Origin of the sequence: Flavobacterium sp. IMCC34518 (genome assembly GCF_027111095.2) — a bacterium.
GTDB lineage: Bacteria > Bacteroidota > Bacteroidia > Flavobacteriales > Flavobacteriaceae > Flavobacterium > Flavobacterium praedii.
Genome location: NZ_CP114284.2, coordinates 2,634,855 through 2,647,422 on the forward strand (window position 1 = coordinate 2,634,855; position 12,568 = coordinate 2,647,422).

Annotated in this window: 11 protein-coding genes; 8 read left to right on the plus strand and 3 right to left on the minus strand. The window is 36.4% G+C overall.

The annotated features are described in order from the left end of the window. Positions 1-229: 229 nt before the first annotated feature. Together OZP06_RS11145 and OZP06_RS11150 are read right to left on the minus strand one after the other, a co-directional pair. Positions 230-2,209, minus strand: a complete 1,980-nt coding sequence (locus OZP06_RS11145) for a urocanate hydratase (RefSeq protein WP_281323721.1) — start codon at positions 2,207-2,209, stop codon at positions 230-232. Between the two features lie 340 nt (positions 2,210-2,549). Continuing rightward, on the minus strand, positions 2,550-2,726 hold the full coding sequence (locus OZP06_RS11150) for a DUF5522 domain-containing protein (RefSeq protein ID WP_165830459.1): 177 nt from the start codon (positions 2,724-2,726) through the stop codon (positions 2,550-2,552). 92 nt (positions 2,727-2,818) lie between these two features. On the opposite strand from OZP06_RS11150, the gene OZP06_RS11155 reads away from it, so the two are divergent. The 4 genes from OZP06_RS11155 (at position 2,819) to hemL (ending at position 6,482) form a co-directional block, all read left to right on the plus strand. Continuing rightward, positions 2,819-3,160, plus strand: a complete 342-nt coding sequence (locus OZP06_RS11155) for a hypothetical protein (RefSeq protein ID WP_269221908.1) — start codon at positions 2,819-2,821, stop codon at positions 3,158-3,160. A 129-nt stretch (positions 3,161-3,289) separates the two neighbouring features. After that, positions 3,290-4,267 (plus strand): pyridoxal-phosphate dependent enzyme, encoded by a 978-nt coding sequence (locus OZP06_RS11160; RefSeq protein WP_281323722.1) that lies wholly within the window; start codon positions 3,290-3,292, stop codon positions 4,265-4,267. Positions 4,268-4,307: 40 nt separating this feature from the next. Further along, entirely contained in the window at positions 4,308-5,132 is an 825-nt protein-coding gene (locus OZP06_RS11165) for a glucosaminidase domain-containing protein (RefSeq protein ID WP_269221910.1), read from the plus strand. Positions 5,133-5,195: 63 nt separating this feature from the next. After that, on the plus strand, positions 5,196-6,482 hold the full coding sequence (hemL, locus tag OZP06_RS11170) for a glutamate-1-semialdehyde 2,1-aminomutase (RefSeq protein ID WP_269221911.1): 1,287 nt from the start codon (positions 5,196-5,198) through the stop codon (positions 6,480-6,482). Between the two features lie 195 nt (positions 6,483-6,677). On the opposite strand, the gene OZP06_RS11175 is transcribed toward hemL, so the two are convergent. Then, the gene (locus tag OZP06_RS11175) at positions 6,678-7,115 is read right to left on the minus strand and encodes a hypothetical protein (protein WP_281323723.1); all 438 of its coding nucleotides are present in this window, start codon (positions 7,113-7,115) and stop codon (positions 6,678-6,680) included. A gap of 128 nt (positions 7,116-7,243) precedes the next feature. Between OZP06_RS11175 and OZP06_RS11180 the strand changes: the two genes are divergently transcribed. The 4 genes from OZP06_RS11180 (at position 7,244) to glp (ending at position 12,394) form a co-directional block, all read left to right on the plus strand. Next, complete coding sequence (locus tag OZP06_RS11180; RefSeq protein ID WP_269221913.1) at positions 7,244-7,618, plus strand: hypothetical protein; 375 nt, start codon at positions 7,244-7,246, stop codon at positions 7,616-7,618. Positions 7,619-7,925: 307 nt separating this feature from the next. Beyond that, the gene (locus tag OZP06_RS11185; RefSeq protein WP_269221914.1) at positions 7,926-8,774 is read left to right on the plus strand and encodes a hypothetical protein; all 849 of its coding nucleotides are present in this window, start codon (positions 7,926-7,928) and stop codon (positions 8,772-8,774) included. A gap of 138 nt (positions 8,775-8,912) precedes the next feature. Next, positions 8,913-10,910 (plus strand): TonB-dependent receptor, encoded by a 1,998-nt coding sequence (locus OZP06_RS11190; RefSeq protein ID WP_281323724.1) that lies wholly within the window; start codon positions 8,913-8,915, stop codon positions 10,908-10,910. 314 nt (positions 10,911-11,224) lie between these two features. Next, complete coding sequence (gene glp / locus OZP06_RS11195) at positions 11,225-12,394, plus strand: gephyrin-like molybdotransferase Glp (protein ID WP_269221917.1); 1,170 nt, start codon at positions 11,225-11,227, stop codon at positions 12,392-12,394. The last annotated feature ends 174 nt before the right edge of the window (positions 12,395-12,568 follow it).

Sequence of the window (12,568 nt, forward strand, 5' to 3'; positions counted from 1 at the left end):
GGTTTTTGGCGCAGATTAAAAAAAACATAAAAATAAAACTTGTAGCAAATTTGGATAGACATAATTAATTCACAGCTCAATTTTAAAAGGTGTGACTTTTTTTAACCATTAAGGTATTAAGTTATATTAAGCAATTCAACTAACCTTAATTTTCTTAATATATTAATGGTTCAATATTTTTAAAATTACATTTTAAATGTTTTAGTTTTCTATACAAAACAATAAGAATCTAATTCAATAAGGCATCATCCACTAAATTTGGTAATGTTACTTTTAATAAAGGTTCAACTTCCATAGCACGTTTGATGGCGAAGACAGCTCCTTCGTTACGGGCCCAACTACGTCTTGAGATTCCGTTGTTGACATCCCAAAAAAGCATGGAAGCCAAGCGACGGGAAGCTTCTTTGGAACCGTCCAATACCATCCCGAAACCACCGTTGATTACCTCACCCCAACCTACGCCACCACCATTGTGTATAGAAACCCAAGTAGCGCCGCGGAAACTGTCTCCAATCACGTTTTGAATCGCCATATCGGCTGTAAAACGGGACCCGTCATAAATATTAGACGTTTCTCGGTAAGGTGAATCTGTTCCCGAAACATCGTGATGATCCCGACCCAAAACAACCGTTCCTATCTCGCCTTTAGCAATCGCCTGATTAAAAGCTTCGGCAATTTTTACACGGCCCTCGGCATCAGCGTATAAGATTCTAGCTTGAGAACCCACAACCAATTTATTTTCTTGTGCACCTTTTATCCACTGAATATTATCCTGCATTTGTTGCTGAATTTCAATAGGAGCTGTTTTGGCCATTTCTTCCAAAACTTGACAAGCAATAGCATCAGTTTTGGCCAAATCCTCAGGCTTGCCAGAAGCACAAACCCAACGGAAAGGTCCAAATCCGTAATCAAAACACATAGGTCCCATAATATCCTGCACGTAGCTCGGATATCTGAAATCAATTTTATTTTCGGCCATAATATCGGCTCCTGCACGCGAAGCTTCCAGTAAAAAGGCATTTCCATAATCAAAGAAATACGTTCCTTTGGCGGTATGTTTGTTAATCGCTTTAGTATGTCGACGCAATGTTTCTTGTACTTTTTCCTTGAATAAATCAGGATTGTTTGCCATCATATCATTGGCTTCCTCAAAAGAAATTCCAACCGGATAATACCCACCAGCCCACGGATTGTGGAGTGAAGTTTGGTCGGAACCCAAATCAATATAAAGGTTTTCTTCGTCAAAACGTTCCCAAACATCCACCACGTTTCCGAGGTAGGCAATAGAAACCGTTTCGTTATTGGCTTTCGCCAGCGCCACTCTTTTGACCAATTCGTAAATGTCTTCAACCACTTCATTGATCCATCCTTGACTGTGACGAATGTGTGTAATCTTTGCATTTACCTCGGCACAAACCGTGATACAACCCGCAATATTTCCCGCTTTGGGTTGCGCGCCACTCATTCCGCCAAGTCCTGAGGTGACAAATAAACCTCCTTTTGGGGAACGTTTTATTTTACGGAAACCGTTCAAAACCGTGATTGTCGTTCCGTGAACAATTCCCTGCGGCCCAATATACATGTAACTGCCTGCGGTCATTTGCCCGTATTGGGAAACGCCCAAAGCATTCATTTTCTCCCAATCATCGGGTTGAGAATAATTTGGAATTACCATTCCATTCGTAACCACCACTCTCGGCGCCTCTTTGTGGGAAGGAAACAATCCCATCGGATGTCCAGAGTACATTGTCAACGTTTGCTCATCGGTCATTTCCGATAAGTATTTCATCGTCAATAAATATTGCGCCCAGTTAGAGAAAACCGCACCGTTTCCGCCATAAGTAATCAACTCGTGCGGATGTTGCGCCACCGCATAATCCAGATTGTTCTGAATCATCAGCATAATGGCTTTGGCTTGCTCACATTTTCCAGGATATTCCGAGATTGGACGGGCATACATTTTATAATCAGGACGCAGACGGTACATATAAATACGGCCATAAGTCTCTAGTTCATTGCGAAATTCAGGAATTAACTCTGCGTGATGTTTCGGCTCAAAATAGCGCAAAGCATTACGTAGCGCTAGTTTTTTCTCATCGTCAGACAAGATTTCTTTTCGCTTTGGTGCATGATTAATGTTGGCCTCAAACGGTTTTGGCTGTGGTAATATAGAAGGAATTCCTTGTTGTATTTGTTCTTGAAAAGTCATTTTTTTGGTATTTAAAATCTAAAATTAATTGTTCTAATGAGCAGCTTTTGGGCGAGACCCCATTAAGAAAAGTGGCCTACGTTTCGGTGTGGTTATTCGGCCACTTTCCTTAATGCGGTCGGGCTATCCGCACTACTTCGGTAGTTTGCTTTTATCCCTCTCGCATCCCGTAAATCAAGATATTTTTCTTAATTTAGAGAAATTCGCCACTAAGGATACCGTATATCCGACCTGTGGTAGGACTTATGAATTTTAATTTTATATTTTAAAGAAAGAATGTCCATAAATAATAATGTAATACTGTTTTCTGAAAGCTGAATACTAAAAAACTGAACACTGATCACTTTTTCAAAAGCCCCGTTTTCTTATCAAATCCATAGGGACAATGACGACAACCGCTTTTACAACAATAACCTCTTTTCAAATGGTGTTTTTCGGTAAAACATTTGTAACCTTCGGGTGTATAATAAAAATCTTCACCTTCTATTAATTTATTTTCATTACTTTGTTCTGCCATTCTGTTTTTATGCTTAAAATCACTATTAGGCGATTGTGTTTTTCTTTAATTTGACTTAAATTGCCTGTACAAATCTATAAATTTTATAATCAATGTTTGTTATTGTTGCCAAATATTTAATTCCGAAAGGATATCGCGGGCTAACGCTCTTTCCGTTCGTGTTTGTAAAATATGCTTTTGATTCTGAAAATAAAACATTGGTCAATCACGAGAAAATACATATAAGACAGCAATTAGAATTACTTGTTTTGCCTTTTTTTGTTTGGTATTTTGTCGAATATGCGGTACGTTTGCTCCAATATAAAAACGCAAATCTGGCCTATAGAAATATCAGTTTTGAAAGAGAAGCTTATGCGAATGAACTCGATTTGAATTACCTTAAAACGAGAACATATTTTCGTTTTTTAAAGTATTTGCAAGTAAAAAATAGTTAACCGCAAAGCGCGCAAAGGATTACGCAATCCCGATAGCTATCGGGACGCTAAGCTTTGCGTACATAGCGCTTCCTTTGCGAACCTTGCGGTTAAACTTTGAAGCAATCCATTATAAATACCCCATAAACTTTGAATCGAAAAATAACATACGAACTACCCAACGGAATCTCTCTTGAAATAAAAAGAGAAGATTTGCTTCATCCTTTTATATCAGGGAATAAATTCAGGAAGCTAAAGTACAATTTGCTTCAGGCGAAAGCCGAGAATCAGGAAACGGTACTTACTTTTGGCGGTGCGTATTCCAATCATATTGCGGCGGTGGCCTATGCCGGAAAAGAGCAAGGTTTCAAAACCATTGGAGTGATTCGCGGAGATGAATTGGGTGATAAAATTGCCGAAAATCCAACGTTAAAATTTGCCCAAGAATGCGGAATGGAATTCGAATTTGTTACCAGAGAATCCTATCGATTTAAAACCGAACCGGATTTTATAGCCAATCTGCGACAGAAATTCGGATCGTTTTATCTCGTTCCAGAAGGAGGTACCAATGAATATGCGATAAAAGGTTGCGAAGAAATTTTGACGGAGGAAGATGCTAAATTTGATTACATATGTTGTGCGGTCGGAACAGGGGGAACCATTTCGGGAATTATAAACAGTGCTTTGCCACACCAAAAAATTTTGGGATTTCCAGCATTAAAAGGAGACTTTTTAAAAGATGAAACGCCCTTGATTAAATTTTCTTCCAATTTAAATGGAAATGGCGTTCCTGACGACCTTAGGCAAATAACTACTTTTTCGGAAGAAATTCGTAAATTTGCCACCAATACAAATTGGGAATTAATCACCGACTATCATTTTGGAGGCTACGGAAAGGTAAATGAAGAACTGATTCAGTTTGTAAATCATTTTTATAAACGAACGCAAGTTCCATTAGATCCCATTTATACTGGAAAGATGGTTTTTGGCGTTATAGATTTAATTCAGAAAAACTATTTCCCCAGTAACAGCAAAATTTTATTGATTCATACCGGAGGATTGCAAGGAATTCAAGGGATGAATGCGCTTTTGAAAAAGAAGAATAAAACAGTGATTCAATTTCAATAGCAAAAATCAATGCCAAATAATAATATTGTAAAGCAAAAACATGGTTAAGAAAATATTTTCATTTCTTTTATTTATATTTCTTATGAGCTGTGGCTCTTCGAAACCTACAATCGTTACTACCAAAAAACCAGTAGGGTGGAAATATTCCAAACCAATCCAAAACGGCAGCAGTAGTAAAGTTGGCACACAGTCCACTTCAAAACCAATGACTATAAATGAAGTAACAAATGCCTATATTGCACAATATAATGCTGTTGCAATGGCCAATATGAAAACCTATGGAATTCCTGCAAGCATTATTTTGGCACAAGGAATTTTGGAATCGGGATCAGGAAAAAGTGATTTGGCTGTAACTGCCAACAACCATTTTGGAATCAAATGCCATAATGATTGGACGGGAGAAAAAGTTTATAAAGATGATGATTCTCTTCAGGAATGTTTTCGAAAATATTATCAAGCTTCTGAATCCTACCAAGATCACGCGACGGTATTGACAAGTAAAAAAAGATATGCTAATTTATTTGCTTTGCCCAAAGGGGATTATAAAGCTTGGGCAAAAGGACTGAGAGACGCTGGTTATGCCACCGACCCTAGATATCCAGAAAAATTAATAAGCTATATTGAAACCTATAATTTAAGTCAATATGATGCTAAAGTTTTAGGAAATAAAATGGCAAAAGAAGAAGCCAAAGTATTGCTTGATGATAACTTTGGAACTGATGAAGCCAGTTTGTACGAAATTCAAAAAGGAGATACTTTTTATTCGGTTTCCAAAAAATTCAATTTAACGGTTGACGAATTAAAGCAAAAAAATAATCTAACTGAGAATGCACTTTCGATAGGACAGAAGTTGATAGTGAAATAGCCCCCTTAACCCCCAAAGGGGGAATAAAAATCTAAAGTCAAAAATCTAAAATCATAAATAGTAATGATATACAAAAGAAGTAGTGAACTTTTTGCGGAAGCAGAAAAAGTAATCCCAGGAGGAGTAAATTCACCAGTAAGAGCGTTTAAAGCTGTGGGCGGAACACCAATATTTGTAAAAAGTGCCAAAGGAGCCTATTTGTACGATGAAGACGGAAACCGTTTAATCGACTATATTAATTCTTGGGGACCAATGATTTTGGGTCATGCCTACGAGCCTGTGGTGGAAGCCGTAATTGAAAAAGCCAAATTAGGAACCTCTTTCGGGATGCCAACCGAATTGGAAACTCAAATTGCAGCACTTGCCGTTTCGATGGTTCCAAATATTGATAAAATCCGTTTTGTAAATTCGGGCACAGAAGCGTGTATGAGCGCGGTGCGTTTGGCTCGTGGATTTACCAAAAGAGACAAAATAATCAAATTCGCAGGTTGTTATCATGGACATTCCGATTCGTTTTTAATTCAAGCGGGGAGTGGTGCTGTTACTTTTGGAACACCAAACAGTCCAGGTGTAACTGCTGGAACTGCCAAAGACACTTTACTAGCCAAATACAATGATTTGGAAAATGTGGCTACTTTAATCGAAGCCAATAAAAATGAAATTGCCGCTATAATTGTAGAACCCGTTGCTGGAAATATGGGTTGTATTCCACCTGCTAAAGGATTTCTAGAAGGATTGCGCGAGTTGTGTACAGCAAATGGAATCCTACTGATTTTTGATGAGGTAATGACAGGTTTCAGATTGGCCAGAGGTGGAGTTCAAGAATTGTTCAACATCAATGCCGATATTGTTTGTTTCGGAAAAGTAATTGGTGGTGGTTTGCCCGTTGGAGCTTTTGCTGCTCGTGCCGAAATCATGAATTACCTTGCGCCATTAGGGCCTGTTTATCAAGCGGGAACGTTGTCCGGAAACCCATTGGCTATGGCTGCTGGATTGGCCATGTTGCAAGCATTAGATACTGATCGCGCTATTTTTAAAAGATTAGAAGAGAAAACAGCTTATTTAGGAGCTGGAATCGAAAGGGTTTTGAAAGCCAATAATGTGGTTTTTACCATCAATAGAATTGGTTCTATGATTTCAGTTCACTTTGATGCAAATCCAGTAACCGATTTTAAATCTGCAGCTGCTGGAGATAATGAAACGTTCAAGAAATTCTTCCACGGATTAGTGGCCGAAGGAATCTATATCGCACCATCTGCGTATGAAACTTGGTTCATCACCGATGCATTAACGTATGAAGACTTGGATTTCACTATTCAAGCGATTGATAAAGTTTCTAAAACATTTTAATTTCTCGATATCTACAAGGTTTTTTTCTAACCTTATAGGTATAACTTTTATAAGGAACATTAAAAAAAAACACCTACAAGGTTAGAATAAAACCTTGAAGGAGTAAAAACACAAATTCCACTAATTAGCACGAATCTATTTGTGTTTATTAGTGGAATTTTTCGTTTAACATTTAAATATAATTGGAATGATTTTCTACATTCCTCCTCTTCTTTCTTTCATCTTGTCTTTCATTTTATCTTTTTTTTCGGCTCTCAGATCTTGCCATTTTTGATATTGATCGGCAGATAAAACCGCTTTCATTTTAGCTTCAGTATCTTCTTTTTCGGCTTGCATGTTGTTTCTGAATGCAGCTCTTTCTTCTGAAGTCAATTTATCTCCATTGGCTTTTCGAGTGTCTTTTTGCTCTTTTGCATCTTGCATTTTAGCTTTTTTGTCCGATAATATTTTACCAACTGCTTCTTGTTGTTTGGCATCCAATGTCAATTCTTTGGTTAGATGAGCCAATTGTTTTTGTTGACGTTGTTCAGGAGTCATTTTTTCCATATCAGCTTTGTTGGGTTTTGGAGTAGCTTCCTGAGCAAATCCTGTCAACCCCATTCCAAATGCTAAGGCAATAATTAAATTTTTCATTTTCATCTTGTTTTTAAGTTATAGCAGTAAGACGGATATAAGAAGCAAAGGTTTAATGCTTTAACATTAATTTATCAAAAACTGATTTTAGTCATATCATTTTAGAAATCGTAAGTTATCTTTGTCCTGTGAAAAACATTATATTCATAATCATCATTGCGATTTTTCTAAAACCTATTTTTCCGGTTATAGAATATGTGGTTAATTATGAATACATATCAAAGGTACTCTGCGAAAACAAAGCCAAACCAATGATGCATTGTAACGGAAAATGTCATTTGATGAAAGAATTGGCCAAAGCTGCCGAAAACGAAAAGCCAGCCTCTTCCGACAAAAAAGGTTATTCTCCCGTTCTTGAAGTATTGTTTTTTGAGGAAATTAAACCATTTGCAATAGCTGCTGTTTCTTTCTTGAATAACGAAAATTGCAATTATATCTATTCTAATTTATATTCCAATTCTCATTTGGAATCCATTTTCAGACCTCCCATTTTTATTTCTTAATTTTTTTTGATGACTATAACTGCGGCTTTTTGATTTTTCAAAAGGCAATTCTTATATGGAATCAATTGTTTCGTTTTTCGAGTAAATTAATTTACAACACTAGTATTTTAATAGACTTCGTGAGTATACTAAATTTTATTTGGGCTTGACCCTCGTCGCCCCGATGGCTATCGGGCTCGGGTCGGGCTTTACGTTCCCGCTTTTTTTTATCCCGTAAAAAAACGGGATAAAAAAAGAGCTCCACTGCAATCCCTCACGCAAAACAAACAACTTTATCCAAAATTTAATTAATTAAAAAATATTTCAAATGAAAATTCAATTTAAAAAAAATATCATATTAATAGTAGTAGCTCTTGCCTTTGCCTCTTGTTCTTCTGATTCTACAGAACCTGCAGTAAATGAGCTTGATGGTCTAACCAAATTTCAAGAAATAACCAATACAACTCATAACATAGAATTATACAAACACATGAGCGGTTTAGAACAAGGATTTAACGAAGTTGCCTTTAGAATCAAGGATAATGTAACTGGTCAGTATGTAAAAAACGCGACAGCTACTTGGATGCCAATGATGCACATGACTTCTATGACGCATTCTTGTCCAAAATCCAAAATTGAAAAAGAATCTGCTGAAGGGACATTATATAAAGGATATATTGTTTTTCAAATGGCACAAAACACTACCGAATATTGGGATCTGAAAATTGATTATACCATCAATGGAACCGCCTTTTCAGTTACTTCCAAAATAGATGTTCCTGCTTCCTTAAAACAAAGGGTAACTACTTTTACAGGAACCGATGGCGTGAGATATATAGTGGCTTATGCAGAGCCGCACCATCCAAAAGTGGCCATCAATGATATTGAAGTGGGGGTTTTTAAAATGCAAGACATGATGACTTTTCCTGTTGTGGATAATTTTAAATTAAAAATTGACCCAAGAATGCCAAGTATGGGCAACCATAGTTCACCGAACAATGTTGATTTAACTCAAGCGGTTACTGGAGGATTGTATAATGGAAAAATGTCACTTACAATGACAGGCTATTGGAAAATAAACTTACAATTATTGAATGCCAATAATGAAGTTTTAAAAGGAGAAACCATAACGGATGCAGTTCCGGCAAGTAGTATTTACTTTGAATTAGAATTCTAGTTGAATAAAGAAAGGTCAATTATCGATTTTGGTTTTTGACCTTTTTTATTGGTTTGAAATTACTTTAAACCCAATTAATTATCAATAGTAACGCCTGTGCAGATTGAATAATCTTGTGCATGGTAAAATTTTATTTCAATGAAAAAAACAACTTTTCTTCTACTGCTGTCTTTTTTTAGTACTATAACTTTTTTTGCCCAACAAAAACAAAAGGATTCAATTGTTGCCAAACCACTGAATGAAGTTATTGTTATTGGAAAGAAAACCAAACTGTATCAAAAACAAAGCAAACCACTTGCCACGATTGATGAATACCTTCAACAATCTTCCAAAGTAGAAATGATTAAAAGAGGCGGTTATGCTTGGGAACCGATTCTCAATAGTATGGCTACCGAACGTACATTGGTTACTATAGATGGTATGCGTATTTTTGGTGCCTGTACAGACAAAATGGATCCAATTACTTCTTATGTAGAGGTTTCAAATCTGGCCGAAGCTACCGTTGTTTCCGGTCAAGAAGGTGGTTGTCACGGGGCCACAATTGGTGGTGCTATTGATTTGAAAAAAAATCAAAGCAATTTTTCGAATTTAGGTTGGAATACCAATTTGAATGCGGGTTATGAGTCGAATAGTAATCAGAAAATTATTGGATCGGCTGTCAGTTTTGTAGACAAATCGTTTTATATCGATACTGATTTTATGTTCCGAAAAGCAGCTAATTATTTTGCTGGAAACAACAAAGAAATTCAATTTTCTCAGTTTCAAAAGTTGAATATCTCGGCCTCTTCTGGGGTAAGATTGGATGCGGATAAAATGGTAAAAGCATCCGTTATTTATGACAAAGCAACCGATGTAGGTTATCCCGCTTTACCAATGGATGTTTCTTTAGCGAAAGCTTTGATTACCTCTTTGAGTTATGAATATGCTCCCACAGGAGTAACTCTTCAATCTTGGGAATCCAAGTTGTATTACAATACTATAACGCATACTATGGATGATACCAAGCGCCCTGAGGTCCCCATTCACATGGATATGCCAGGCTGGAGTGATACGTATGGGATGTATTCAAAAGCAAAAGGTATTTTTGGAGCACATCATTTCACGGCTGATGTTAGTTCATTCTACAATCGTTCTGTCGCCGAAATGACGATGTATCCCAATGACCCAAACGAGAACTTGATGTTCATGTACACTTGGCCCGATGTGAGAACGTTGTATTATGGATTGTTCTTAGAGGATAATCTGGTTTTTAATGCCAATTCGAGCTTACTTTTTACGGCCAGTCTTGCCGGTCATACTAATAAAGTTGCCAGTCAATTTGGATTGGAAAGTCTGCAGATTTTTTATCCCAAAATGGATGCTGTCAATAAAAGGATTCTTGGCAGTTTTTCGAGCAAATATAGTTATGCTAAAAATGGTTTCGAATATGGGTTAGGATTTGGATTTGGAGAACGTGCACCGGCAGTTTCCGAAGGCTATGGTTTTTATTTGTTCAACAGCTTTGATGGATACGATTATATAGGGAATCCCAATTTGGCCAATGAGCAATCTCTGGAGTCGAGTCTGTCTTTTGGCTATTCTAAAAGCAAATGGAGTTCTAAAGTATCGGCGACTTTTTTTCATGTTTCCAACTACATTGTGGGCGTTCCTGATGCAAAATTAATTCCGATGACAATTGGTGCCAATGGAGTAAAAATATACAAAGCTTTAGATTATGCCACGATTTTTAATATTGATTTGAATTTAGAATATCAAATTTTAGAAAGTCTACAATGGCAATCGCAGCTGGTTTATGCCTATGGCAAGGATAGCAACAATAGGAATTTACCTTTTATCAGTCCGTTTAGTTATTCGAGCGCTTTTAATTATTTAAAAAATAGAGTTTCGGCCTCGATTGCTATTGTTGGAAACGCCACTCAATCACAATTTAGTCCATATTATGGTGAGAACGAAACGCCCGATTATGCAATTATAAATACGTCTGTTGGTTATTCTTTTTATGTTGAAAAGAATAAATGGAATGTTAGGGCAGGAGTCGAGAATGTTTTCGATACCTACTATTCTACTTTTTCTAGCTGGAACAATATTCCGAGCCAAGGAAGAAATTTTGTTTTGAATTTGAATTTTGGATTCTAATAAAAAATGGAATCTAAGTTTTTATGTAAAAAAGTCATTTTCAAATTGTATTTTTGAATACTAAAAAAACAACAACTTAATTCTTTAAAAAACAGCATTTGTTAAAATAAATTTTCAAACCATATAAGTCATATAAGTTTTTAGGCTAAATAATGCTAAGTACGAACTAAGTCCATTTAAGTAAATGTAAAACTTTTTTCACTTATATTTACTTTAACCCCTATTTGGAAAGCTAGTTTTCTTTGTCTTATATGACTTATATGTTTCAAAATTAAATGCTGTTTAAAATAGAATATAGCGTAAAATATAAACCTATGATTTCCGTTCCAGAAGCCTTTTCAATATTAGAACATAATTTGCCTGTTTTGCAGGAAGTGGAGATTTCTTTATTTCAAGCAAGAAAACATATTCTAGCACAATCGCTGATGTCGCCTATTAATATGCCGCCTTTTCGGCAATCGGCTATGGATGGTTATGCTTTGTGTTTGCATGATGCTTTGGTTTATGTAATTGTTGGTGAAATAAAAGCGGGAGATTCTCACTTGGTAAATTTAATTCCAGGACAAGCCGTAAAGATTTTTACCGGTGCTGCTGTGCCCGATTCGGCGCAAGCAGTTATCCAAATTGAAAAAGTAGCAGCAAACGGAACGCAATTGCTGCTGGACGAATTGGTAGCGCCTGAAACGAATGTTAGACCAATTGGTGAACAGATTTCAGCAGGGGATTTGGCACTCCAAAAAGGAACTTTGTTAAATGCTGCTGCCATCGGTTTTTTGGCAGGGCTTGGTTTTACAAAAATTCCTGTATATAAAAAACCAAAGGTTGGGATTGTAGTTACTGGTAATGAATTGTCAAAAGCCGGAACACCTCTTGAATACGGCAAAGTCTATGAGAGTAATGGTATCATGCTGCAATCGGCTTTAATTGACGCTTTTTATGATGAAGTTACTATATATGAAGTCAATGATGATTTTGAGAATACTAAAAACAAACTGAATGAGGCGTTAACTGCCAATGATGTAGTTTTAGTTTCGGGAGGAATATCGGTTGGGGATTATGATTTTGTGGCTCGTGCGTTAAAAGATCTTCAAGTAGAAACGCTATTCTACAAAGTCAACCAAAAACCTGGGAAGCCTTTATTCGCAGGAAAGTTAAATAATAAAGTGGTTTTTGCATTGCCCGGAAATCCTGCTGCTTGTCTAACTTGTTTTTATGTATACGTTTTGCCTACATTAACCATTTTGTCTGGGGCTGAAGCCAATTATCAACAGGCTGTTTTACTTCCATTAGCCCATGATTATGAAGTAAAAAATACCCGTTCCCAATTTTTGAAAGCGAGTATTAACAATGGAGAAGCCGAAATTCTGACGCATCAAAATTCATCTATGCTCAATTCTTTCTCCGTTTCCAATGGATTGGTTTATGTGTCTCACGGTCATTATGAACTGAAAAAAGGAGATAAAGTTGAAGTGTATTTACTCTAATTGGCTTTATTCTATGATTAACAGTATTAAATTTTAACCATATAAGCCATATAAGTTATTTTTTACTGTGCTTTAAGCGAGTACCCTAAAGAGAATATAAGTTAAAACCCTTGATCCGACTACGAGATTTGACTTAAATGAACTTAATTTTATGCGCTTTTTTAAAAAAGAAAA